The following is a 24984-nucleotide window of genomic DNA, read 5'->3' as shown; positions in this document are numbered from 1 at the left end:
TAAATTGATATCAAGAGGAGACAATGACCTATATAAATCAGGTCATTATGTTCCAATTCAAAATTCTACAACACATGCATAATCACTAATTCAACATATGGTTTTACTGATAATTCACTTAATGTGTCGTTTAATCAGAACCACATCACATAAATATAACCGCCATACAAAATGTTATGCTGTAAGGGCCTTCGAGTTCATACATTTTTGTATGAAACATTTATATTTAACGACCGTACAGTAGACTATTATTTTTAACGACATCTAGGATGTGAACCATGAAGAAATGCATCATACATGACATAAAGATTCCTAACCCTAAAGAATAGAATTTCTTTAATACTACGTTTCAAAAAAATATAACATTGATAATACGATGGATAGTTTCTGGTTGTTAAAGAAAAATCGATCAACCGTTCCTCCCTTCTAAATTTGCTCTCTACCCCATCAGTTCTTGATAAAGAATGAATTATTTCACCTGCTGTTTTGACCTTAAAAAACTCACCTTGCTCTGATAATATATTCATTCGTCTAAAAAGACTAAAATCAACACCATATAATGCGAACTTTTCATCAAAAGGTTTAAAATTTACTTTTACAAATTTATCTAAAAAACCACTAGTCAGAATAAGACCTGAACCAATAGAGAAAAGACCTTTAGTAGCAAGAAACTTATCGCCAGTAATAACACTCTCATTCAATATTGGATAGTATATTGTTCCATCCTGAACTGAAGATATTCTTGGCAAGAGCAGCTCATAATCAGACATATGAAGTTGATCAACATATTCTCTTGTTATTACTGAATCGTCATCAAGCAAGACATATTTGTCATAATCTGGGTTGCTAGAAAGAAATTGATTATAGAGAATGCTCAAGGGTTTATTTTGCACACAATTAACTAATTCTACATTTATATGCTTTTCATTAAAAGCATTTAAAATGTGTGAGGACAATAAAACCTCTGCAGGCCCATTGTTATGAATTATTATTTTTGCATTTGTAATATCGCTCTCAAGTAAAGTTATTACCGTGGTCGACTCCTCAACGACTTTATTATATAATACTATAAGAAATATGATTTTATTAGGCATAAAGTCTCGCAGCACTATTATACATTAGTAAATGATTACAGAATTGAAGAAATATCTTTAAGACTTTTAAATATTATAGCTTGAGCATTACTAACTGAAACCTTAAGAGATTCCAAATGCTCACTCTCAACTTTAGTTACTGCATTAGATATATCAGCATCATCAACTGGTTGATTAAATGGATAAACACTCCATGTATTCAGGAATGAAGTTAATTTTTCAATTTCACTATTAAGTGAAAAATGAGCAACTCCAAAAGACATTGCGGTAATAACCCCATGCAAGCTTGTGCCAAAGAATGCTTGTGATCTAGAAATAATAAACATAATTTCCCAGACATTCAGTTGATCAAGCAGCAAAACCTCTGATTTACATAGAGACTTGACATTTTTTAAGAATATCGCATCATCATGCCCACTAGCGTAACCGATAGGTAAAAGGATGACTTTAGTATTATCGACTGCCATAAAGGCATCTATTTTAGCTGCCAACTGCTCATCTGTAAATCCAACTTTATAAGGACAAGCCTGGACACTTATATAGTTATTGGAAGTTAATTCTCTGATTTCTGAACGGATATTTGAAATTAAAAAATCATGTTCCAAGACACCGGAAGCCATTAATACAGAGTCGGGGACTAAATGAGAGGATGCACAATCCTTGAGATAATTATAAGTTCTATCGTCCCGGGAAGAAATATAGTCAGCCTGTTTAATAACTTCGAATTGAGTTTTATCAGGTTTGCCGCCAACTGTATTATACACAACCTTCACTCGGTTTTTATAACTACTTTTATTTACAACATAAGGATAATCCCATACGGGCTTGTAGAATATCTTCGCTATCCGATTAAGTAGTCTTGGTGACAACCTTTTAACTAACAATACAACTTGCCTTAAAGACGCATTGTCTTGTACATGAGTAAATAATATACCAGCTGTTGCGCCTAAAACTTCACCACCCACCACAATAACAGTTGAATTTTCAGGGGCTTCCAGTAATTCATACATAGGAATAGTGGGAATGCACTTGTATATACTAAGATCAGATTTTTTGATAGAAGAAAAGACAAAGTCTATATCCTCAACCAAGGTTTGATGATACTTTTCAAAATATTTCTTTAACAAAATTGGCATCAAATTGTCGCCATAATTATAGCGATCAAATGCTCCATAAAAAATAACCTGACGTTTCATAATTATTATCCTTGAAAATTTTTCTTAATGCGCAATAAAGCACCCGGAACCCATAGAGACTTCGATTTCTGATAAAAAGCAATGCGTGTTTTTTTACTTAAGAAATCGAAAAAATAACCAGCACATGAATAAGCAATCAAAGTAGCATAAACAGATCCTGCAGCACCGTAGCTAGGAATAAGAAAGTAATTTAGTACGATAGCAATAGCCAAGCCTAAAATATTTCTATTTAATGCATATTTCTGCAACCCCTCATTTATATACCACCTGCCGCTTGCCGAGCTGAGGAAATAAAAAACACTAACCCATGCATATATTTTTATCAAGTAAGAAGCTTCATGATAATGTGGCCCGTAACAAAAACTTATAATCCAGTCAGAAAATATAGTCACAACAATTGCTATGCAAACACTAATAACAACCAGTAAATCATATAAGAATTGAAGCTTTTTATTATAATTATCTTCATTGTCCTCATCTTTAGCTTTTATTATCTTAGGGAAAAGTGAGGATACTATCGCAATTGGAACGAAGTACCAAATCTCAACCATTTTTACGGCAACAGAATAGATGCCAACAGAAGCATCATCGATCATATTTCCAATCATAATCTGATCTATTCGCATATATAACATTAATGCAAGTCCAGACAAAATCAATGGCCAACTGATAGACAATAATCGCTTGGCTTCTGTGAAATTCACTCTCCAATTTAATACATTTTTTTTGTACACATAGAAATAAAACAATAGCATTGCAACGATAAAAGCTTCAATTGATACAGTCGCTGCAATCAATAGATATGAGCCCTTACATATTATAATTAAAACCTTAATTAATGAGCTAATAAAGAATGCAACATTCTGAGCCAAGACAGTATATTTAGATGAGATTATTGATTCAAACCAATACTTTACAATATCTGATGAACGTAATAACACTGAAGGCAACATACACAAAAGTATAATCAAAAGATCATAATCCTTTGGCCTTAACATTAATACCGTCAACACAACTAAAGAAGTTGATAACAGACTCCCCATTACTTGCAAGAAAAATGAAGTCCCTAGAATAGTTCGAGTATCAGCGTTCCCCTTAATTAATTCTCTAACAACAACCCCATTCATACCAAGCGAAGCAACAGCCGAATAAATGACAATCATTGCATATGCGTAATTAAATACACCAAATGCAGATGGTCCCATGTATCTGGCAAGCCAGACGCTAACAATAAACCCCATCCCGAGTCGGAGGATACTATCTGACATTAACCAAATCATGTTACCAAATGATTTTTCTTTTAAAAGATTAGATATTTTGTTCATTCCAGTTTGGTTAACACCTCGTAGTAAAAACATTCCTAATGAATGCATGCCATAGATTAGTATGCGGACTTATTAATAAATCCTTTGAAGAAGGTCATGAATATAATCTTAATATCCAACCATATACTCCAACCACGAATATACAAAAGATCATACTCAATCCTTTTTTCCATTTTTTCTAGAGTATCTGTTTCTCCACGCCAGCCATTTATTTGTGCCAATCCAGTGATTCCTGGCTTAACTTTATGTCGCAGCATGTAGCCCTTGATTAAGCTGCGATATTGCTCATTATGAGCAACCGCATGCGGTCGCGGACCAACTACAGACATTTGGCCTGAAAGTACATTAAAAAACTGCGGTAACTCATCAAGAGATGTACTTCTGAGAAATTTACCCACTTTTGTTATACGCACGTCATTTTTAGTTGCCTGAATCACCTTCTCATCATTTTCCATTACAGTCATGGACCTAAATTTCCATACTTTTATCGGCTTACCATCCATGCCATACCGAACTTGCCTGAAAATAACCGGCCCTGGTGAAGTTAGCTTCACCGCCATCGCGATTACGAAAAGAACAGGGGATATAAAAATTAATATAATTGATGCGACAATTATATCCTCAAGGCGCTTAAATACCATATTAATACCATTGAGTGGTGTATCAAACAATGGAACAACCGGCACCCCATTAATCTCTTCTGTTCTTGACTGAAGTATATTAAAAGTAAACAAATCAGGTATAAGAAGAACAGAACATGTTGTATCCGCTAACTGAGCTACAACTTCTTTTATTTTTGCTTCGTCTTTCATATTTAAAGCAATATAAATCCTATCTAATTTACCGTTGCGAGCGTCTTTTATAAGTTGTGAAAGTGTCCCACCATATGGAATTCCATCAAGCTCGTCTGGTATGCTATCTTCGTATACCCCTTTAACAATGAATCCTAACCATGGTTCGTCAATAAATCCTTTTAATAAATTAATGCCAGAAGGTAAAGTACCTACAACAGCAACATTTCGAGTATTATAACCTAATTTCCTTAGGATACCGGAACCCAGTCTTATCGAGGAACGGCAAACAATAAAGCCAACCATAACAAGAAAATACCACTGTATAAATACTATACTGGTAATGCCAAGTTCAGGTAGGAATGAAACCAATCCTAATGTAAGGAATAAACTAAGCGACCAGTTTTTTAAAATAAGAATTAATTCTGCTGATATTTTTACTCCACGCCATGAACGATAAAAGTCAGTAATACCCCCTATCATTTGGAAAATGACTAATACAGCTAAGAAAATCAAAACATAATTATAATTGAAATGGATATTGTGGAGGTAGCAGATAGCATACAATCCCATAAAAATAATAAGTATATCTGAGAACCGTTGGACCATCGAAATTAGAGATGCATTAGCGTTCGCACGTGCTCTGTGTGGAAATGTTATCATTCTTTTCACTCTGATTAACAGGTTAGCGTAGGGAAGTGTATGTACACCAGCATCACCAGTAGTCATTAAATAGTATTAATATATGATTTTCCTATTATCATAAAAAGCAGACCATTTAGTATTTATATAACTTGATAATTCGTCTCTGAATCTTTCATTAGAAAATCGTAACGCATTATTTCGACATGCTATCGGCTCAATGGAGTTACTGATACTTTCAAATTTTCTGACTGCATCAATGACAGAACTTAAGTCTTGCTTGTTGAAAAATACTCCAGTTGCCTGCTCAGCATCATGGGGTCTGACGGTTTCAAGTGCACCACCTTTACCGAAGGCAATTACTGGAGTTCCACAAGCCTGTGCTTCTACAGGTGTAATTCCAAAATCCTCTTCGGCTGCAAAAACGAAAGCTTTTGCTTTACGCATATACTCTTCCATAACCGCATTGGATTGATATCCAAGAATTTCTATGTTCATTTTTGCTTTAGATTTTATTTTTGCCATTTCCGACCCATCACCAATCACAACAAGTTTCTTATCTGGCATCTGGCTAAATGCTTCCACGATAAGGTCAATGCGTTTATATGGAACCAGTCTGGATGCAGTGAAATAATACTCGTCCTTATTTTCACAAATGGAAAAACGATCTACATCTACAGGAGGGTAAATAACATCAGCATCACGTCCGTACACCTTCTTTATGCGACGAGCTATAAATTTAGAATTTGCAATAAAGTGATCAACACTATTTGCGGTACGATAATCCCAAAGTCTCATTTTGTGGAGTATCCATTTTGCCATAAGGCCTTTCATACCTTTATCTAAACCAGCCTCGACTAAATATTGATGCTGAAGATCCCAAGCATATCGTATCGGTGAATGGACATAACTAATATGAAGCTGATCTGGGCCGGTTAACACCCCTTTTGCCACTGCATGACTGCTTGACAGGACTAAATCATGTGAAGACAAATCCAATTGCTCAATTGCCAATGGCATCAGTGGTAAATATTTTTGGTATTTTCTTTTCGCAAATGGAAGATTCTGAATAAATGTAGTTTTCGCTTTTTTCTCATGAAAAAAAGACCTGGATTCATCGGAAAGAAAATCAACAACTGAATATAAATCTGCATTTGGATATAGGTCAATAAACTCTTTAATAACGCGCTCTGCACCGGCGTAAGTAACAAGCCAATCAGCTACAACTCCAACATTATATTTTCCAGACATAACAGAAATCCTTAATCATTATTGTTATATAACATGATGATTATATTACATTGTACAAAGCTATAAAAATCCCACCCGGATTTTTACAGTACAATAAATGATTCACACGAAAATGATATATTGAAATACAATTATAACCTAAAGTAATTTTTTAATATAATGTTCGACAATACTTGCTGTTTTTGTCCAACTATAATTTTTAGCGTTTTCGAGACCTAATTTAATTTTTTGTTTCACGACTTCAATGTCTCCACATACTAGCTCTATGGCGTCAACAATTTCATTAATTTCTGTTGGCTCAACAAGAATTGAAGCTCCCCCAGATATTTCACTTAATGACGTGTTATTAGATGTGATCACTGGTATGCCACTAGCCTGAGCCTCTATTACAGGCAAACCGAAACCTTCATAAAAGGATGGAAAAATTAATGCCTTAGCGGATCGATATAATTTAGGTAATTCATTTGCGTCGATAAATCCGGTAAATATAATTCTCCCCTGAATTCCTAATCTATTGATCAGCGTTTCGAGTTCATCAGTCGGTCGACCAGTTAATACTAGCTTTATTCTGCTATCTATATTAGCTAGAGAGAACGATTTTATCACTCCAAATTCATTTTTATGAGCTTTCCGATTACTTACACAAAGGAAATATTCATAGTCAAGATCTAAAAATTCACCATCGGGTGTAAATGATTGAGATACCCCATTTCCCACATTGATCACTTTCTTTTCATTTACCCCTGACCATTCTATAATTCTTCTTCGTGAAAAATCTGATACAGTAAAAATAAATGCAGAACTATTGCATCCTTTTTTTATTACTGTGTTATAGAATACTTTCTTGGCTACACTTGAATTCTCTTCACGATCTAAGTGGTTTAAATCATGAATTGTAAAAATATATGGAACACGACTTGCTATGGGTGGAATGTAACCAGGAAAAAAAACGACACTGTTTCTTAATGCAGAAAGCTCCTTACTTAAGTTGAGAGTATCAAATGCAGATGCTGGATTTCCTTTAAAGGGAAACTCCTCATATCTATTTATTTTATTGATCTCTTCATAGAAAGTACCAATTCCTCCTGCATTTTTCCATCTAGGGTCTATCAATATTTTTGCAACCATTACGTCTCCTTAAATCCATTAAGTAAATAAAAATAAATAATACGCACCATTAATTAGCTTTGGATTTAATATCTTTAATTGTATCACCAATTGGTTTCGCATTAAATTCATCAGTCAAAATGCCAAAATTATGCTCTTTATTTTTTTTATCGTTACCATCGTCTATAAAATCATACCACCAAATACCTTTAACATAATCCAATTTCCTGAACTCAGCTAGTATATAGCGAAAGTAATTATCTATATCCATTTGATTATAGGAGGCACCACTAACACTAGGAACTCCAATTTCAGTTATATAAAATGGTAGTTCTTCTTTTAGCATAAATTTCTTCTTAAGATAATCTTGTAATACGATAACAGGAAGAATAGTTTTTTGTGGTGAAAGTTTCTGATTAACGGAAAATCCATATATATGAAGTGAAATACCATCTATACACGACAATACTCCTTCATGAGCTAAAACCGTAGTCAACCACCTAATCTCTGATGGTTTAGCGGCCGAAGTTGAACCAATTATTATTTTCTTATCCTTATCTATTTTTTTTATTGCATTACAAGTTCTGACTACCAATTTTGCATAATTTAGCGCTGATGCTTCCCCAACAGCTTCTATTTTATTTAGTTTCCCTGCCCCTTGAATCCATTCATTCCAAATTTCATATACACCAACTTCTTTCCCAAAATGTTCAGTAGTCCACTCAGCATATCTTACAAATGCGTCGATGGTTATATCAGACGTCGGTTTCCCCTGTGGGTTAAATGCTGACATTTTTTCATATAAGGGATTTCCGTAGTCTAATATAAGGACAGGTTTTATTCCATTCGTTGAGGCTGTTTTTATAAATGACTCAAGCTTTTTGTTTCCAGGAATAAATTTATTTTTTTCCTTTTCAACATTACGCCATGGATAATCCGTTCGTATAGATTCGATATTATATTCTTTTAATAGTTCGACTAGTTTATCAGGTGTACCATTAAAAGTTACGGGATGCACACCCACACCTACGGTCATAGATTCGGCATAGCATTTAGATATAAATAAAAATATACAGAGAATAATATTTACTGCACGCATAATCTCTCCAGTGCGATATCGCTATGGCTGTTGCTACAAGCTAGTATTAATTTAATGCATCCGTTATATAATAAAATGGATTTAATTCAATCCAATCATAGGCGTTCCATAATTGAAAACCTTCTGTGCCGCCGCCAAATAATCGTTGCGGAACAAATAATGAAATCAAGGCAAACAATATGATAAAAAACTTGAACTGTAATGGATATCGTTTACTAACGGGGAGAAACACATAATATATCAGGAACCCAGGTATAACCAAGAAGAACCGACTGGCGTTTGGTAGAGTGACAAATGTCAGGTTACAAATGCTTCCCCACAAGCAGAAGTCATATATTTTTTTTGTAAACTCATTAAAATTTAAAACTTCTCTTTTTAGGAAAAGATTATTTGCTATCATTATGAATATAATAATTAAGTAAAACTTACCTGCTGATAGCGCATCCATGATACTTGAATTGTTCGTATTAAGATAATACTGTATTTTTTTTGCAAAAAATGGAAGGTAAATGGCATTGAAGAAATTTATAACTAAACCAGGGAACACAGATATGCAAAACGAAAAAATAAACATACCTACAAAAATACTTATCTTCCCCCACAATCTAAGAGATGGGAAAAGTATATAAAAAAGAAAAAGAACTAATGAGCTACTATGAATAAAGACAGCAACTCCTAATATTATGAGGCTTGCTATTCTACGTTTGTCCCACGAAAAAATGGCCATCAATAGTAATGGTGTTGCCATTTCCTGCCTTAAAGTTTGCGCTAGTAGACCTATCTGTATAAAGGCCAACAATACAGCAAGCGCGATTCCCTTTTCCTTGCTGTCGAACTCTTTTTCATAAAAAAAGAAAACCCATACTGTATAAAAGAAAAGCGTGAAGCATACGCAAACAAATAATAACATTCGAGTATCATTAATACTAAAAAATGTCATTAAAGTGTTTAAATATACTACCAAACCGACTTCTATTCCCAAGCCTGAAGCTTCGAATGTTCCATATTTTTTTTGTGAATTCAAAATTGGCATATATGTGCCAATCAAATCATCAAACCTACTAACTCCTATCTCTCGTGAAACAGCCGTATACAAGATAGCAAAAACTGCAATTATAAATATAGTTTTCCGAAGAAATGTTACTCTAGAAAAAACACCTGTCAGTAAAAATACACATGCCCAAAATGATATTTGCGGGCTGAACATAACGCCAAAAAAAACCAAAAATAAAAAGGTTAAATTATATATGTAAAATAATTTATTCTGAAAGGAATTGTGGTAATAATTTTTATCTTCTAGCATATTAAAAACTCGGATAAAGTAGTCACTTGACCATTTGAATTAGTCTAAATACCCCTTAACTCTATAGACTAGCGTATCTTTATAAAACTGAATAATCTGTTTATCTCTTTTAACTATTCCTCTTATTATTTTAAGAGTTGTCAGTGCAAAACTAGCAAGTACTAATATTTTATTGTATTTACGTAGTCTTAATACTCGCCCCATCCCCCGCGCATAACTTTGCACTCTTTTTTTATCATATCCTCCACTGAATGCCTCTTTCACTGGATGATAGATCCCAACATCAGGGATCATGGCTAACTTATTATTCATCATAACCCTAAGTAAGAAATCAGTTTCTTCGCCAGCGCCCCACTTGGTATTTGCCCCTACACCTAAACTCTCATCAAAATAATATGATAAAGAATTAAGAGCACTTTTCCTCACAAAAATAGTAAATGAAATAGCACATTTCCATACATTGTTTTTAGTAATTTCCTTTGCTCTGCAAGGCGAGTGCAGGCCAGTACGCCCATCGCTAGATTTATACCCAGAAGTAACACCTTTTACAGTTGGATTATCGATAAAAAAGTTTTTTATTATTTCTAAGGTATCTTCGCTGTAATAGCAATCATCATCAGGAAAGCACACAATGTCGCCGTTAACATATTTCATACCATTATTTCGTGCAATCGACAATCCCTTAGGACTTTTAACATGAGTAAGAGGAAACGCTCCTTCATACTTGTTTAGTATTGGCGTCAGATAGCCATCTTCATTTTGATCAACAAGAATAACCTCAAAATCTTTATATTTCTGCTTTATAAATGATGCGAATAGCACATCAATATCATCAAAACGACCTAACGTGCAGACAATCAGCGAAAATTTCATTTTAACCTTTCATATTTGATTCGTAAGCTTAGATGCAAACTTTTTATTGAAACTTAGTTTCCCATATACCAGATGATAATAGAAATATAAAACCATTCGAGATATAGTTTTAGTACAACCGATTAAATTGATTAATTTAAGATATAGTGAATTTTGCAAGTCATTGTTATTTAAAACACCATATTTCTTTTGATAATCTATAATCCCTTCCCCTTTTTTAATTACGATACAACTGTGTAATTGCTGCTTTAGAAAATGATTCAATAATAACTTTGTGAACTTTTCAGAGTGTATGTCCCAAAACCGAAAGATAGAGTCATAGTCGACTCTCGCAGCACTTGGTCTGTGTGACTCACAATAGTACGATGTAGCAATGTTATTATACGCTAGTTCTATATTTTGTGTGTTTATAGCAGTGATAAGAAACTGAAAGTCCTGATGTCGCCTCAGTGATTCATCAAACTTTACAAAATCATAGACTGTTTTTTTAAAGAAAAATGAGTTTGTTTGTGGTGGTGAATAGAATAAAATGTCATTCTTATTTTCTAAAGTTGCTATGTCGGTAACTTTCCTTATTTTTTCTTCACCATTAGCCCGAATTTCTATGACATCTGAATATGTGAAATCTATTTTCTTACTCTGTAAAAAAATCAAATTTTGTTTAATATGATTTTTTTTCCAGTAATCATCACCATCGAGTAATGCAATATAATCCGAGGTAGATATTGACATCCCTCTGTTTCTTGAAAATGCTCCATTCTTATTTACCTCATTTCTAATGTATATAATGGTGTTATCATTATACGAATTGATTATTTCTTCTATTTTTTCAGAATCATTAGAGCAATCATCGACTACTATTATTTCTTGCGGTTTAACAGTTTGATTAAGCACACTTTCAAGACAACGAGTGAAAACAGGCGAATCATTAAAGCATGTAATCACCACAGAAACACTGGCATTATAAATTCGATTACCTGAGATATGTTCAATCGACATGATAATTATATGGCACCTTATAACTTGTCTCTTCCTTTGGATTATAAAAGAAAGAGACAGTTTATTTTGACTAAAAATTCATCGTACAAAAATTGAGATTATATTAATCCTTCTTCCCGTAAGAATATCCATAATGATTATAACCATAGCTATAATAACTACTAGCTTTGTTTACCACGCCATTCAATATACATCCCTTAATAGATACGCCACTCTGTTCGAATCTTCTAACACTAACATCTATTTCTTTTGCAGTATTCAATTCGAAACGTGCAATTAAGAGGGTTGTACCTACATAATTACCAATTATAGCGGCATCCGTTACGGCTAAAATAGGTGGCGTATCAAGGATGACAATATCGTAATTTTTATTCGCCCATAAGATGAGCTCGCCAAATCTTTTGTGCATCAACAGTTCGGCAGGGTTAGGTGGTACCATCCCCCTTGAAATATAGTCAAATCCAGCTTCTGATATTTTCTTCAACGACTGCTCAAGCGTACTTTTTCCCGACAAGTAATCTGAAAGCCCTTTGTCATTACCAACAGAAAATATTTTATGTGTATATCCTTTACGCATATCAGTATCTATAAATAGTACTTTTTTTCCTGTCTGAGCAACTATTGCCGCAAGATTTGAGCTTACAAACGTTTTTCCTGCATTTGGGCTAGCTCCGGAAATCATTAATACATTATTCCGTGCTTCCATCATCGCAAAATGAAGACTCGTACGCAGGCCACGGATAGCTTCAATAGCTAGATCTGCAGGATTTTGTATTGCCAGTAACCCAGACTCTCCATCCGAGTTGTTCTTTTTCCGCCCTACTGCTTTATTTGTTCTTTTAGAGAAGTCTTCTGAAACTGGGATACTTGCGTACACATTTATCCCTAGTTCCTCTAACTGTTCAGGACTTTCAATTCCTTTACGCAAGAATACTCGTAAAAATACAATACCGATCGAGGCCATACCGCCAAATAGTATACCAGCCAATACTATGAGCATTTTTTTAGGTTTAACCGGAATCGGTTGTGTTACTGCATCATCAATTATCCTGACATTACCGATTGCACTCGATTTCGAGATACTTAACTCTTGTTGGCGATTTAGCAATTGCATATAAACCGCTCTACCCGACTCAACATCTCTACTTAAGCGAAGTATTTCTTGTTGAGTTTCAGGCATTGCACTTACGCGTTTATTTAGCTTTGTTTTTTCATCAAGTAAAGTTTTTCTTTTTTCTAACAGAGCCTTATATGTTGGATGTTCTTGTGTATAGAGCTGTGATATTTCAGATTCACGAAATGTTAGTTCATTTAACTGATTATCTACATTGACGATCTGATCCAGTACTGACTTTGCCTCCAGAGATAAATCTACCGAGTCATTTTTACGTCTATACGTATTTAACTTGTTTTCAGCAGTATCTAAATCACTGCGTACTTTTGGCAATTGTTCGGATAAAAAATCTAAACTTTTCGCATCTTGAGCCGCCTGCCGTGCTATGTTTTGAGCTAGATAATTTTTGCTTATACTGTCAACAATATTTTTAATCAGCGCAGGGTTATCGCCAGTGAGCGACAGGTTTAATATGCCTGTATCTTTACCTTGATCGGATACATTTAACAGATTCTGTAGTGTGGTTATTGCTTTTAAACGTGTTACGTATGCCACATTAAAAACAGTGCCAGGTTCAGCGTTAATATTTTCTACTTTTACCGAAATCCCGTGTTCATTTAATAATTGTCCGACCTCACCACGCAACTCAAACTCATCGCCAATGATAGTATAATTCTTCTCATCATCCACTCTCAGTTTAAATTTTGGTGTTTCATCATTATCTTTATTCGTAATATATAATCTTGATAATGTTATTACCCCTGGTTTCTCCCCAAGTAATCTAGAAAAACCTCTACCTAAGATAGGGAAGTAGTCCTGTTCAACAATGGCTTGTAAATTCAAATCATCTACAGTTTTACCCAATATCATTCTTGAATTTAAGAGAGCTATTTCTGGTGCTGACTGCGTTTGCCCTGTCGGCAAAATTTGACTCAGGTTACTTAGAATTGCGTTCCCCTGTTTTTGCTCAACCTGTATCAGCGCATCAGCCTGATATACCGGGGTTGCAAATAATGCATAAACAAGAGAAAGCAGTGTAAACAATGAAACAACTGAAATGATTAATTTCCGATGATCAATTACCTCACCGATCAGTCGACCTAAATCAATTTCATCTGCATCTTTGGTAGTTGGTTTAGTTTTTACTGATGACATGCCTGTTTTCCTGATTATTTGTCCCGTAATTTATCAACCCAGTGCTGGCCGGCTTGTTCAATTAACTTATATACAGATGCAAACGCCTCATCACTTTTCCGATAAGGATCGGGAATTTCTCTCTGATTTATCCAATGCCCAAACAGCATCGTTTTACCTCTTGCTTCAGGTGCAATTCTTCCAATTTGGTCAATATGTGACTTTTCCATAACTAAGATAAGATCATATTGGCGTCCTAGAGCGGAGGTAAATTGCTGGCCTTTGTGCCCATCTAATGAAATGCCATGTTGATAAGCAATCTTCACTGCAGCGGAATCTGCTTCATGGTTAACCAAAGCACCAGTGCCAGCGGAGTCAATTTTTTTACCGACTAAATATTTGCGTAAAAAGCGTTCACCTATTGGTGAACGACAAATGTTACCGGTACACACAACTAAAATTGAATCAAACATATTTATGGCCAAGTTTTTATATAACGAGTGGTTTCAGTCATATCATGTACACCCGTAATGGTCGGTACAAGTTGAGATACAACCCTGTTCCAACGAACCAATGGGGCAGTTGTTACATAAACAATATCATACGGTTGTAACTGAAACTCCGTACCAAGTACCATTGCAGAAGCATCTTGCGCATTCAGTTGATATATATTAGCAATTTTACCTTGCTTATCCCCTTTCAACTGGCGAACAACGAATATCCCTGTTGCATCGCTCATCGCTTGAGAGATACCTTCAGCATTTCCTATCGCCTCAGCTAATGTCATGCCGCTGCGATCCATTTTCAGTGTACTTTGCTTACCAACCTCACCCATCACAAACACTTTTAAATCATCATTACGTGGTACAAACAGAATGTCCCCGGGATATAAAAGATGGTTTTGAGTTAGGTCTCCCTTCTGCATCAACGCATATAAAGATATTTTAGTATCTTTACCATTATGGGTAAGTACTACATTTCGCCAATCTGCATCAGCGGACAGGCCGCCAGCAGCATTAATTGCGTCCATAACAGTTAATGGTATGTTCGTTATTGCTTGCTTACCAGAGGTAGTCACCTCTCCAGTAACGTATACTTTCTGAGATCTAAATGCCGCAATGCTGACATCAACCTGTGGACTTTCAATATAGGTAGTTAAACGACTTGCAATGATTTGTCGTACCTCGGCCAGAGTTTTGCCAGCTACCTGAACCTTACCAATATATGGATAGAAGATTGTGCCATCGGAGTTAACCCAGTTACCAGTATCACTCGCACTGCGATATTGGCCTGCTGGCGTGGTCAGTTCAGGGTGATCCCAAACTGTTACCATCAATACGTCACCAACCCCGATATGATATTCATAGCTTTTAAGCAAATTATCTAATTGAGGGTTCGATTGTGCCAGTACTGTTTCAGGTCGTAGTTGTTCAACCAGACCGGGGGTCATTGGGTATACATTAACCAATTTATCCAAATCGTAATCGCTATCCGGAAGTTCAACTACATTTTTGCGCAAGCTGTTCAACCCCTGACCCGGAACAATAGTACAAGCTGTCAAAAAGCTGATTGCCACCGCCACTGCTGAAACCCTAACAATTTTTTTCTTCATAATGTCACATCATCAATAAACCAAATTATGTCAATTACTGATTCGCTGTATGAGTACTTATTGATTAGTCGTTAATAATCAATAGATTCTGCACTCTTCTCAGCATCAAGCCTATAAACTAAATGGAATCTCTATCCCTGCGCTGGCACCAACATCGTCGCTATCGCTGTTATCGGCATCCGTGTACCAAAGATTAGTATTCAATCTAACAGATTTATAGACATCGCCACTCCAACCCAACTGTATACCTTTTAGCGTATCTGAGTTAGGAAACGCTTTATTGATAGACTGATTTTCCGGATTTACCTTTGCATACACCAGACGGGTACTCCAGCGCTGATTATCTTCCGTAACCAATTCGATTTTACCTGCAAACAGCTGCCCATCCCCTCCCATGGCATCGCCTAGAGGATAGCCTTGCTGATAATAACCATCTTTATAAATGTGGTGGGTATAGCTGTAATTGGTCCGATTCATATTGGAACGGGTATCATGGCCTTCCACATACCAGTTAATCGCATTTTTCCCCCAGCCATGATGACCTTCGATACCGCCAAGGTACATATTTGCCGAAGGTAAACCACCTGCTTCATCCTCACCAATCATCTGGCCATAGAAGCTAACGGGCCACCCTAATGTAGGTTCAAGCTTAAATTTAAAGTCGAAGCCTGCAAGCTGGTTGCCCGGTTCATTATCGGTGCCGGTATTATCCTGTCCGGTAAACCCATCCCAGAAACTGCTAAACGATTCTGGTCGCCCTTCCCCACCCCACTGCATTATGCGTGAAGCGCCAAGTTCCAGCGACTGGAATGGTGAGAAGGTCAAACGACCACCGATGATTTTGGTATGCGGCACAGCCGTATACTGGTTCATCTGGCTGGCGGAAATTTGATACTGCCACGGCCCAATCCAGCGCAGCCACCATGTCTCCGGAGCAGCTTGTTCAGCGCGCTGCATTAAAAAACCGGTCATCGGTCTGGCTGCATCTCCGCGGATCAGGCTGCCTTCATAACCAGGCCCCCACCATTGCGGCACCTGACCAAATGATAACCACTGGTTCCAGAACTTGACGGCGCCGTATGCGCCATTGGCATTAAAACGTGAACCGTTGCTAATACGTTCGCCGCCTTCAACATTGCCCTGCAAATGCACATCCCACCACTCACCGCTGTTATTAAAAGCAAGAGAGAGCGAGTTATCTGCCGGCTGGCTTTGGCCAAAGCCCTGTGGCGTACCTGGTTGGTCAGTCGACGTATAGCCGCTAACGCGAAAATCCGCCTTTAGATTAGAAAGCCGTTGATTGATGCGCGCCAGTACGACTTGTTCAGAGGAATATGAAGGTTTTGCTTTTTTCAACGCTCGGGTGATTTCTTCCTGACTGAGCGGCCAGGTGGAAAGACTGAGATGAATGACCCCACGATCGGAAAGCCATGCCAGATCGTTACGGAGTTCATTATCATTTTGCACCAATCCAGCTGCATATACCTGTGAGCTAACTGATGCAATCAGACCCAAAGCAAGTGCGATACGAGCAATTTTTATCATTGTTCAAGTTCCATTTACGAGTCCCTTCCCACCAGGTGGGTACGGCAATGGGGATTTTTAAGAATCAGGAGCTTATGAGTTCGACAAGCCTTTTTTTTACAACAGCGATCCATTGCCTCGATAGACAACATCCTCAAAGTACGAGCGGTTTGCTGTAAACGGATGTGAACTTAACGCATTCATAATGTAAGCGATATTGGTTGCCAAGGCTACTTTCACGGCCTCAATAATGTGCACATGATCAGAAGTCGATGACGCAGCTCGGCGTAGGGCTGATTGACTCAGGCCTTTTCAATACGAGGAGGACCGGGGAACTGGATACGCTACCGCCCTTGGCTTAACAGCTACCAACGCACTGTACCTCTTATCCAGCAATTTTCTTTACGTCCTGTTGTTGCTTAATTAACCACAACTATTATTTTTACCGCCCCGAGTTTACGAGATTCTTCCTGCAAATGGCAGTATAAATTTAACCTCACAGACCTGTTAAGATGATATTTTTCATTTTCCCCGGCAGGATTTCATCCGTTAATAAGATTATTTGATGGATTCTTTCCCCATCCGGCACGATATTACCATCGCAACAGTATGGTCACGTAACTGCATGATTATAAATAAAATAAAATAATCCGCATGTTTAATACAAAAAAACAACTATAGAGCAGTCAACTACAAAATATGATAGCCATCATTACCCACTTCGTTTATGGGTTCCAGAAAGATAACTCTGATTTCCGAAATTCCGTTTTGATTTAAGAATCATCCTAGCCGCAATATCATGATAGTTCGTGCGTTCAAGTATTCTGTTAACATCATTATGTTTCATCTTTATGAAAGCCACGATTCTATTATCCCTTAATTGTCCGCAGTCTGGCATTTTATCATACCAATCACCCCAGGCTGATAATGTACAGCTTTGTCGAATTGCATGATTAATATATATGCTTATGCAGATCGGCTCTGGTGAACGGTTTGTCAAATGGGCCGATCATGGTTGCAACTTCCCCCAGCAGCGATTGTGTTGGCGCTTTGGCCCCAGTGTTTAACAGCACCAGGGGAATGATTACCATGCTCAGCGCTCCTGCCCATGAGATCTGCGCAGTACGCGATGAATGCACACGCCATTGCAACAGCAGAAAAATCAAACTCCCGCAGGCTCCGAGGATAAATCCACTCACGACTTCCGATACCGAATGTGCATGAATCATCAAACGGGAATAACCAACCATGACAGCAAGGGCATAACCTACGAATACGGCACTACAGCGGACGGAGAAAGTCGCCCGTGAGGTTAACAGCCATAAAAGGATTGGCCAAAAAGCGGTAGAAAGCGCGGTGTGTCCGCTGAAACCGGTAAAATCGATTTCCCGTATGCCAATGCCCCAGCCCATAAATGCCAGTTTTGAAATGCACACGACAGTACCCGTAATGCCAAAGAGCAACGCCCATTGCCAGGCCAGCGTCCGGGATGCTTTACGCAGCGCCAGCACCGCAAACAGCACCACTGCGCTAGGCAGCAGCACGGTACTATCGCCAAAAAAAGAGACTAATTGCCAGTTCATTTACGCTTCATCCTCTGACGATACATCCCTTTTTCCCTGTATCTTATCCATAATCTCGCTATGGGCATATTCATCCATTAACATTACGTTTTTAAGCATGTATCACCGTTGTTTAATGGGTAAACATGATCTCAGTCAAGTTTTATTTCGCATCGCTAGCTTCTGTTACGTACATTACGTTAAGGAAGCTCACACTAAGCAACTATCAGCTAAGCATTATTCCGGCTCACGCCGCGCCAATCATCGATAAGCCATCAAATCCACAGACTTGATAAGATTCAACTGAGATGAAAATCTCATTGCATTTACTGCACCGAATGACTAATAACCACGGTTTCATTTCAGTTGGATCTTGTTACGCTGGCGCGACACCAAACATCTTGCTGTTATCTGCACGCCAGCTCTCGCTCGTATTAAGCGCTCAGTTTTACGCCAGCAGCTTCTTGATGCTCTCGCGGAATTTGGTCCCTTCTTTATGGTTACGTAAGCCGTAACTCACAAAAGCCTGCATGTAACCCATTTTTTTGCCGCAGTCGTAGCTCTCACCGGTCATCAACATGGCATCGACAGACTGTTTCTTTGCCAGTGCCGCAATAGCGTCCGTTAATTGAATACGACCCCAGGCGCCAGGTTCAGTACGCTCAAGCTCTTCCCAGATATTAGCAGACAGCACATAACGCCCTACGGCCATCAGGTCAGAGTCGAGTGTTTGCGGTTCATCTGGTTTTTCAATAAATTCAACAATACGGCCAATCTCCCCTTCCACTTTCAAGCCATCTTTGGTTTGAATGACGGAATATTCTGAGAGATCGCCAGGCATTCGTTTGGCCAGAACCTGGCTGCGCCCGGTTTCATTGAAACGCGCGACCATTGCCGCCAGGTTATAACGCAGCGGATCGGCGCTTGCGCCATCAAGAATGATATCCGGTAGCACCACAACAAATGGATTATTGCCAACGGCTGGGCGCGCGCAGAGGATAGAATGCCCCAGACCCAGTTGCTGGCCCTGACGAACGTTCATTATCGTTACACCTGGTGGACAAATCGCCTGAACTTCGGCTAATAGTTGACGCTTAACACGCTGCTCGAGTAGCGCTTCCAGCTCATAGGAGGTATCAAAATGGTTTTCCACAGCATTCTTAGATGAATGAGTGACCAGCACAATTTCTTTGATTCCGGCGGCGACAATCTCATCGACGATATACTGAACCATCGGCTTATCAACGATCGGCAGCATCTCTTTCGGTATCGCTTTGGTTGCAGGCAACATATGCATCCCTAACCCTGCGACCGGAATAATTGCTTTCAAACTCACCATTATTTCATCCACCTATATGGTTATAAACTTTCGAATTTTTGTCAGAACGTCGATGTCACTGGCATTTGTTTGTGATGGTACAGTATCGTGTCGCGCACGACTTTAACCAAAATCCTAAATTACTCTCTTAGTCCAAGAATACACGCAAAAAATGCTAGCTGACAGGTCGCTTTAAGAAAATTCTCACGTATTTGTCCTGGTCAATCGGCATTCGAAGAAACAGAGCAAGAACAACGCTTAATACCTTGTTATTCAACAATAATAATTGACCAACGTTCCTGGCGATAAGCTACTTACTTTGCAGATTTAACACCTTCTTTCTTAAAAATCACCGTGGTAAGCCACTACAGAAAAAGTCAAATCCCGTGCGAACGAGCAATTTGGCGATAGCAACCAGTAAAATCGTCTAAACTTTGGACAAAAACTTCGCTAACTAACCTTATTACTCGTGGATTAACCCCTTGACCATCGCTGATACTGCTGATTTTATGCAACATTGAGCCATCTTAAGGGTCTTATTAAACGCAGGTCCTGACAAGCTACGGAATTCAGTAGGAATATTCCCCTTAATAACATATTGGTGAAAAATACGGCAATATTTTGACTTTACCCGCTGTTAATAACCCCTCCTTATCCCTGCTATTACCGCACAGTAATTACAGGGATTTCTAATTAATTCCAAATCAGCCCAGATCGATCTTAAACACCCGATATTTAGCAGTGGTTAATTACGTTACCGCTTTCGTTTGATATGCCAGACTGGTGCGCATTGCCGCGATAAATCGTTGCATTTTACCTGGCGCTTATCCATGATCGATAGATCATACGATTATGTTGTAAAGGTTCTAAGTGATTATGGAATGGATTGCCGATCCCTCGATCTGGGCTGGTCTCATTACACTGGTGGTTATCGAACTGGTTCTGGGGATAGATAACCTGGTATTTATTGCGATCCTTGCTGAAAAGCTTCCCCCGGCACAGCGCGATCGCGCTCGCGTTACCGGCCTGCTATTGGCAATGGTGATGCGTCTGGTACTGCTGGCGTCAATTTCCTGGTTAGTCACCCTCACGACACCGCTCTTCAACTGGCATGACTTAAGCTTCAGCGCCCGCGATTTGATCATGTTATTTGGTGGACTGTTCCTGCTGTTTAAAGCAACCGTTGAGCTTAATGAGCGGCTGGAAGGAAAAGACAGTAATAACCCCACCCAGCGTAAAGGCGCGAAGTTCTGGGGCGTGGTGGCGCAAATAGTCGTACTTGATGCTATTTTCTCGCTGGATTCGGTCATTACCGCGGTGGGTATGGTTGATCACCTGGCGGTGATGATGGCAGCGGTCATTATTGCCATTACGCTGATGCTGATGGCCAGCAAAGCTCTCACACGCTTTGTCAACAGCCACCCCACGATCGTCATTCTGTGCCTGAGTTTCCTGCTGATGATCGGTTTTAGCCTGATTGCCGAAGGATTTGGCTTCCCAATCCCGAAAGGCTATCTGTATGCCGCCATCGGTTTCTCGGTGATGATCGAATCGTTCAACCAGTTAGCCATCTTCAATCGCCGCCGTTTCCTCTCGGCCAATCTGACCATGCGACAGCGGACGACTGAAGCGGTGATGAATCTGCTAAGCGGGCGCAAAGAGAATGCTGAGCTTGATACCGAGACGGCAACCATGGTCGCCGACCAGGGCGAAAGTCCGTTGTTTAATCCGCAGGAACGCTTAATGATTGAGCGCGTACTGAATCTGAATCAACGTACCGTCAGCAGCATTATGACTTCACGTCATGATATTGAGCACATCGACTTAAGCGCGCCTGAAGAGGAAGTTCGCGCGCTACTGGAGAAAAACCAGCATACCCGTATTGTCGTCACCGGCGGCAACGATAACGAAGATCTGTTGGGGGTTGTTCATGTTATCGACCTGCTACAACAGTCATTACGCAATGAGCCGCTGGATTTACACGTTCTGCTACGCCAACCGCTTATTTTTCCGGAAACCTTGCCGTTGCTCCCGGCGCTGGAGCAGTTTCGCCAGGCGCGGACGCACTTTGCTTTTGTGGTTGACGAATTTGGCTCCGTTGAAGGCCTGGTAACCATCAGCGATGTTATGGAAACCATTGCGGGTAATCTGCCTAATGAAGTCGAGGAGATCGATGCTCGTCATGACATTCACAAAAACGCCGATGGCAGCTGGACTGCTAACGGCCATATGCCGCTGGAAGATCTGGTTCAGTACGTTCCGCTGCCGTTGGATGATAAACGTGAATATCACACAATAGCCGGATTATTGATGGAATATTTGCAGCACATTCCTGCCGCTGGCGAAGAAGTGAAAATCGGCGGTTATACGCTGCGTACTCTGGAAGTGGAAAGCCACAGGGTGCAGAAAGTACAGATTATCCCGCCGGTTGAAGTAGAAGATGAATTAGATTATGAAGTGTGAATGAAGTTGAGGGTTAAGCCGCCGCGAGTTGCTCGCGGCGGCTTAATGATTACAGCTTATCAAGCAGTTTCTTCACATCTTTGCCGTTCTGGCTATTACTGTTGCGTTCCGCCCACTCATTCAAACGCTGTCTGGCTTCGTCCTGCAACTGCTTACGCAGGATCTGATCTACCTGTAGGCTATAGCTTAGCGACTGCCACTTGCCATAGATACGTAGCGGGATTGCCGTCTGCTTGAGACGATCAATAAGCTTGCTTTCGCCTTTCCAACCGCCTAACACCCGCACGTTGAAATGCATGTCGCAATCCTCTGCTTGCAGACTCAGATTTCCTTGCCCGGTCAACGCCATCATTGCCGACTGTCCCTGCAAGCCGTTAAGCGTGATTTGGCCATTATTCAGGGTCAAATCACTGCTTAATGCGTCAAGCTGGGTCGCGTTATCGAAGTTTTCCTGCGCCTGTACATTAGTGCTCCTCGCCACAGCCTGCTGTACTAGCTGCTGGAAGTTGAGCCCTTCGGTACGCGTATCCTTCATCTGCAGCTGTGCCTGTCCCTGCCAGTTGCGACGGAAGTCTTCTGCATCAATGCGCGGCCCCGAAAAATCACCTTTCAGGGATAATTTCCCCGTCAGGTTAATCGGGTAGTTAAACGCCTGCAAAATGGTACCGATTTCCACATTATCCAGTTGTGGCTGGAAAGCGGCATGCGAAGTGTTGCCTCTGACATCCAGCATCCCAGGTAACGAGAGACGTCCCTCTCCCAGACTACCCTCCAGCTGTTTCACCGTCAGCAGCCCCTGCTGGTTAGTGATATCACTCTTCACCTGGCTGAATCGCATACCACGCCACTGCACCTGGTCCGCCGACAGCGCCAGTTGGCCGTTAAAGCCAAGCAAACTATGATAATCCTGCTGAATATCGCTATCAGCAATCACAGGGCGTAGCTGCCTCGGCTGGCTTTGTCCACGCTGATCGACATTCCCTTCATTGGCCGTCGCGCTTTGCGCAAGCAAACTATCCAGATTCAGGGTGGTCGCCTGCAGGTTTAGCGCCCAGTCAGGTTTCTCCCCCAGTACAACGCTACCGCTGCCGGTAATCGCGCTGCCATTAGCAGTGAGATTGAGATTGTTGAAATCGAGTTTTTTCGCTTCTTCGATCCAGCTGGCTTGCAGACTTCCCTGCCCGCTCAGGCCGTCCGGCGGCAACTCCGCCCCACGTACCTGCCAGTTAAGCTGCGAAAAATCCGCTTTCAAAGAGTGAGGGTAATCGCCGCCCTGAACCTGGGCGGTAAAGGACAACGTTAAGTCACGTTGATCGCGATTGACCCTGCCGGAGAAATCTACCGTCGCCAGATGGTTGTCATCCTGCTCCATCTGTAAGCGTATATCGCGCACGGTGACCTGTTCGCCATTTTCATGCTGGAAGAACAGGACGCTATCGGCCACCTGCAGTTTACGGACATCGTAGGACCATCCGCGATCTTGCGGCGCCTGCGGCAACGTATTGTCATGTGGCACCACCGGCGCGTTCTGGTTACGCACCGCTTCCGTTTTCGCGGTAAGCTGAATGACCGCGCCTTTCAACATCACCTGCTTCACCTGCAGTTGGTGAGAAAGTAGCGGCATCAGCGCAACATCCAGCCGCATGTTATCGGCACGCACCACCGGTTCGGAAGCGCCTGGCGCCGTCAGCGCCATACGACCGGAGAGAATACTCAGCTGCGGCCAAACATGCCAACGCAGCGGCCCGTCAAGCTTCAGTTGATAGCCGCTACGCTCCGCCACTTCCTGCACCATATAGTTGCGGAAGTCATTAGGGTTGACCAGCAGCACCAACGCAGCGAGCCCCGCAACAATGACGGTCAACAAGATCATCAGCGTGGTCAGAATTCGTCTCATGGCATCCTCGATAAGCCGCTAACTTTATCAATCCTTGTCGATTCGACTCGCTACCGCGCCCTGCTGGTCGCGATATTTGGCATCTTCACGGCGGTTATATGGCCGCGCCGCCGGGCCCGAAAGCGGCTCAAAGCTCAGCGCGCCAATGGGCATTCCCGGGCGCAACGCCAACGGCAGCTTGCCGGAATTATAGAATTCCAGCACGATGCAGCCAGACCAACCCGGATCAATACGGTGCGCAGTGACATGTACCATCAGCCCAAGGCGCGCCAGTGACGAACGGCCATCAAGCCAGCCGACGAGGTCAGCCGGAAGCGTTACTGACTCATAAGTCACAGCCAGCGCTAATTCTCCTGGATGAAGATAGAAAGCCTCGCCTTCCGGCAGTACGATCTCTTCGCTCATTACCCGGTCCAGCGCCGCGCTCACTTCCGCCTTCGGGCCGCTCAGGTCAATAAACGGCGCCGTATGACCGCGGAAGGTACGGAATTTATTGCCTAAGCGAACGTCAACGGTGGCGCCGTTAATTCGATCCACCGGCGGGCGCGGGCTGATTGCCAGGCGCCCTTCATCCAACCAGGCTTCTATATCTCGGTCACACAGACGCATGAGCTTTCTCCTTTAAGGCATCTAGCCCTTACGCTTTCCGGGAATAAGGGCAATTGGGATTCTCTTTGCAC

General features: G+C 40.4%; 19 protein-coding genes. 1 reads left to right on the top strand and 18 read right to left on the bottom strand.

The window, feature by feature from the left end:
• Positions 1 to 254 precede the first annotated feature (254 nt).
• The 16 genes from ABLU78_RS22720 to galF all read right to left on the bottom strand — a co-directional run bounded on the left by ABLU78_RS22720 (position 255) and on the right by galF (position 19965).
• Positions 255 to 1094, bottom strand: coding sequence for a hypothetical protein (locus ABLU78_RS22720; protein WP_048229031.1), 840 nt, complete (start codon positions 1092 to 1094; stop codon positions 255 to 257).
• Between the two features lie 35 nt (positions 1095 to 1129).
• Entirely contained in the window at positions 1130 to 2290 is a 1161-nt protein-coding gene (locus tag ABLU78_RS22715; RefSeq protein ID WP_047036461.1) for a polysaccharide pyruvyl transferase family protein, read from the bottom strand.
• Positions 2291 to 2295: 5 nt separating this feature from the next.
• Positions 2296 to 3615: a flippase gene (locus ABLU78_RS22710; RefSeq protein ID WP_048229318.1), complete on the bottom strand. Its 1320-nt coding sequence runs from the start codon at positions 3613 to 3615 to the stop codon at positions 2296 to 2298.
• Positions 3616 to 3671: 56 nt separating this feature from the next.
• Complete coding sequence (wcaJ, locus tag ABLU78_RS22705; protein ID WP_048229034.1) at positions 3672 to 5069, bottom strand: undecaprenyl-phosphate glucose phosphotransferase; 1398 nt, start codon at positions 5067 to 5069, stop codon at positions 3672 to 3674.
• A 75-nt stretch (positions 5070 to 5144) separates the two neighbouring features.
• Positions 5145 to 6299 carry a glycosyltransferase family 4 protein gene (locus ABLU78_RS22700; RefSeq protein WP_048229035.1) on the bottom strand — a complete coding sequence of 385 codons (1155 nt, stop codon included), beginning with the start codon at positions 6297 to 6299 and terminating at the stop codon, positions 5145 to 5147.
• A gap of 138 nt (positions 6300 to 6437) precedes the next feature.
• Positions 6438 to 7427: a glycosyltransferase family 1 protein gene (locus ABLU78_RS22695; protein ID WP_048229037.1), complete on the bottom strand. Its 990-nt coding sequence runs from the start codon at positions 7425 to 7427 to the stop codon at positions 6438 to 6440.
• A gap of 49 nt (positions 7428 to 7476) precedes the next feature.
• Positions 7477 to 8505 (bottom strand): glycosyl hydrolase, encoded by a 1029-nt coding sequence (locus ABLU78_RS22690; protein ID WP_048229038.1) that lies wholly within the window; start codon positions 8503 to 8505, stop codon positions 7477 to 7479.
• A 46-nt stretch (positions 8506 to 8551) separates the two neighbouring features.
• Positions 8552 to 9808 carry an EpsG family protein gene (locus ABLU78_RS22685; protein ID WP_072060199.1) on the bottom strand — a complete coding sequence of 419 codons (1257 nt, stop codon included), beginning with the start codon at positions 9806 to 9808 and terminating at the stop codon, positions 8552 to 8554.
• A gap of 39 nt (positions 9809 to 9847) precedes the next feature.
• Entirely contained in the window at positions 9848 to 10681 is an 834-nt protein-coding gene (locus tag ABLU78_RS22680) for a glycosyltransferase family 2 protein (RefSeq protein ID WP_053040962.1), read from the bottom strand.
• Positions 10682 to 10690: 9 nt separating this feature from the next.
• Positions 10691 to 11680, bottom strand: coding sequence for a glycosyltransferase family 2 protein (locus tag ABLU78_RS22675; protein ID WP_072060200.1), 990 nt, complete (start codon positions 11678 to 11680; stop codon positions 10691 to 10693).
• 103 nt (positions 11681 to 11783) lie between these two features.
• The gene (locus ABLU78_RS22670) at positions 11784 to 13949 is read right to left on the bottom strand and encodes a polysaccharide biosynthesis tyrosine autokinase (RefSeq protein WP_048229043.1); all 2166 of its coding nucleotides are present in this window, start codon (positions 13947 to 13949) and stop codon (positions 11784 to 11786) included.
• Between the two features lie 14 nt (positions 13950 to 13963).
• Positions 13964 to 14401, bottom strand: coding sequence for a protein-tyrosine-phosphatase (locus tag ABLU78_RS22665; protein WP_047036447.1), 438 nt, complete (start codon positions 14399 to 14401; stop codon positions 13964 to 13966).
• 2 nt (positions 14402 to 14403) lie between these two features.
• Entirely contained in the window at positions 14404 to 15540 is a 1137-nt protein-coding gene (locus ABLU78_RS22660) for a polysaccharide export protein (protein ID WP_045389151.1), read from the bottom strand.
• 111 nt (positions 15541 to 15651) lie between these two features.
• Positions 15652 to 17085: a capsule assembly Wzi family protein gene (locus ABLU78_RS22655; protein WP_116328546.1), complete on the bottom strand. Its 1434-nt coding sequence runs from the start codon at positions 17083 to 17085 to the stop codon at positions 15652 to 15654.
• Between the two features lie 932 nt (positions 17086 to 18017).
• Positions 18018 to 18647, bottom strand: coding sequence for a phosphatase PAP2 family protein (locus ABLU78_RS22650; RefSeq protein ID WP_048229046.1), 630 nt, complete (start codon positions 18645 to 18647; stop codon positions 18018 to 18020).
• Positions 18648 to 19074: 427 nt separating this feature from the next.
• A complete protein-coding gene (gene galF / locus ABLU78_RS22645) occupies positions 19075 to 19965 on the bottom strand; it encodes a UTP--glucose-1-phosphate uridylyltransferase GalF (protein WP_048229048.1) in 891 nt (296 codons plus the stop codon).
• A gap of 855 nt (positions 19966 to 20820) precedes the next feature.
• Here galF and ABLU78_RS22640 point away from each other — a divergent pair.
• Positions 20821 to 22407: a TerC family protein gene (locus ABLU78_RS22640; protein ID WP_015706061.1), complete on the top strand. Its 1587-nt coding sequence runs from the start codon at positions 20821 to 20823 to the stop codon at positions 22405 to 22407.
• A 49-nt stretch (positions 22408 to 22456) separates the two neighbouring features.
• Here the strand turns inward: ABLU78_RS22640 and asmA are convergent, their stop codons facing one another.
• Together asmA and dcd are read right to left on the bottom strand one after the other, a co-directional pair.
• Complete coding sequence (gene asmA, locus ABLU78_RS22635) at positions 22457 to 24304, bottom strand: outer membrane assembly protein AsmA (protein WP_032712006.1); 1848 nt, start codon at positions 24302 to 24304, stop codon at positions 22457 to 22459.
• Positions 24305 to 24331: 27 nt separating this feature from the next.
• Positions 24332 to 24913 (bottom strand): dCTP deaminase, encoded by a 582-nt coding sequence (gene dcd, locus ABLU78_RS22630; RefSeq protein WP_015365790.1) that lies wholly within the window; start codon positions 24911 to 24913, stop codon positions 24332 to 24334.
• Positions 24914 to 24984 lie beyond the last annotated feature (71 nt).

This window comes from Klebsiella sp. JN_Kp122, from assembly GCF_040062085.1.
GTDB lineage: Bacteria > Pseudomonadota > Gammaproteobacteria > Enterobacterales > Enterobacteriaceae > Klebsiella > Klebsiella aerogenes.
The sequence above is the reverse complement of the archived record's forward strand: the minus strand, read 5'-3'. Positions and strand labels throughout refer to the sequence as shown.

Excerpts from the sequence above, each read along its gene's own strand:
- ABLU78_RS22665 (WP_047036447.1), bottom strand. The coding sequence starts at position 14,401 with ATGTTTGATTCAATTTTAGTTGTGTGTACCGGTAACATTTGTCGTTCA.
- ABLU78_RS22690 (WP_048229038.1), bottom strand. The coding sequence starts at position 8,505 with ATGCGTGCAGTAAATATTATTCTCTGTATATTTTTATTTATATCTAAA.
- ABLU78_RS22685 (WP_072060199.1), bottom strand. The coding sequence starts at position 9,808 with ATGCTAGAAGATAAAAATTATTACCACAATTCCTTTCAGAATAAATTA.
- ABLU78_RS22680 (WP_053040962.1), bottom strand. The coding sequence starts at position 10,681 with ATGAAATTTTCGCTGATTGTCTGCACGTTAGGTCGTTTTGATGATATT.
- ABLU78_RS22675 (WP_072060200.1), bottom strand. The coding sequence starts at position 11,680 with ATGTCGATTGAACATATCTCAGGTAATCGAATTTATAATGCCAGTGTT.
- dcd (WP_015365790.1), bottom strand. The coding sequence starts at position 24,913 with ATGCGTCTGTGTGACCGAGATATAGAAGCCTGGTTGGATGAAGGGCGC.
- ABLU78_RS22720 (WP_048229031.1), bottom strand. The coding sequence starts at position 1,094 with ATGCCTAATAAAATCATATTTCTTATAGTATTATATAATAAAGTCGTT.
- ABLU78_RS22695 (WP_048229037.1), bottom strand. The coding sequence starts at position 7,427 with ATGGTTGCAAAAATATTGATAGACCCTAGATGGAAAAATGCAGGAGGA.
- wcaJ (WP_048229034.1), bottom strand. The coding sequence starts at position 5,069 with ATGATAACATTTCCACACAGAGCACGTGCGAACGCTAATGCATCTCTA.
- ABLU78_RS22660 (WP_045389151.1), bottom strand. The coding sequence starts at position 15,540 with ATGAAGAAAAAAATTGTTAGGGTTTCAGCAGTGGCGGTGGCAATCAGC.
- asmA (WP_032712006.1), bottom strand. The coding sequence starts at position 24,304 with ATGAGACGAATTCTGACCACGCTGATGATCTTGTTGACCGTCATTGTT.
- ABLU78_RS22710 (WP_048229318.1), bottom strand. The coding sequence starts at position 3,615 with ATGAACAAAATATCTAATCTTTTAAAAGAAAAATCATTTGGTAACATG.
- ABLU78_RS22715 (WP_047036461.1), bottom strand. The coding sequence starts at position 2,290 with ATGAAACGTCAGGTTATTTTTTATGGAGCATTTGATCGCTATAATTAT.
- galF (WP_048229048.1), bottom strand. The coding sequence starts at position 19,965 with ATGGTGAGTTTGAAAGCAATTATTCCGGTCGCAGGGTTAGGGATGCAT.
- ABLU78_RS22655 (WP_116328546.1), bottom strand. The coding sequence starts at position 17,085 with ATGATAAAAATTGCTCGTATCGCACTTGCTTTGGGTCTGATTGCATCA.
- ABLU78_RS22640 (WP_015706061.1), top strand. The coding sequence starts at position 20,821 with ATGGAATGGATTGCCGATCCCTCGATCTGGGCTGGTCTCATTACACTG.
- ABLU78_RS22650 (WP_048229046.1), bottom strand. The coding sequence starts at position 18,647 with ATGAACTGGCAATTAGTCTCTTTTTTTGGCGATAGTACCGTGCTGCTG.
- ABLU78_RS22700 (WP_048229035.1), bottom strand. The coding sequence starts at position 6,299 with ATGTCTGGAAAATATAATGTTGGAGTTGTAGCTGATTGGCTTGTTACT.
- ABLU78_RS22670 (WP_048229043.1), bottom strand. The coding sequence starts at position 13,949 with ATGTCATCAGTAAAAACTAAACCAACTACCAAAGATGCAGATGAAATT.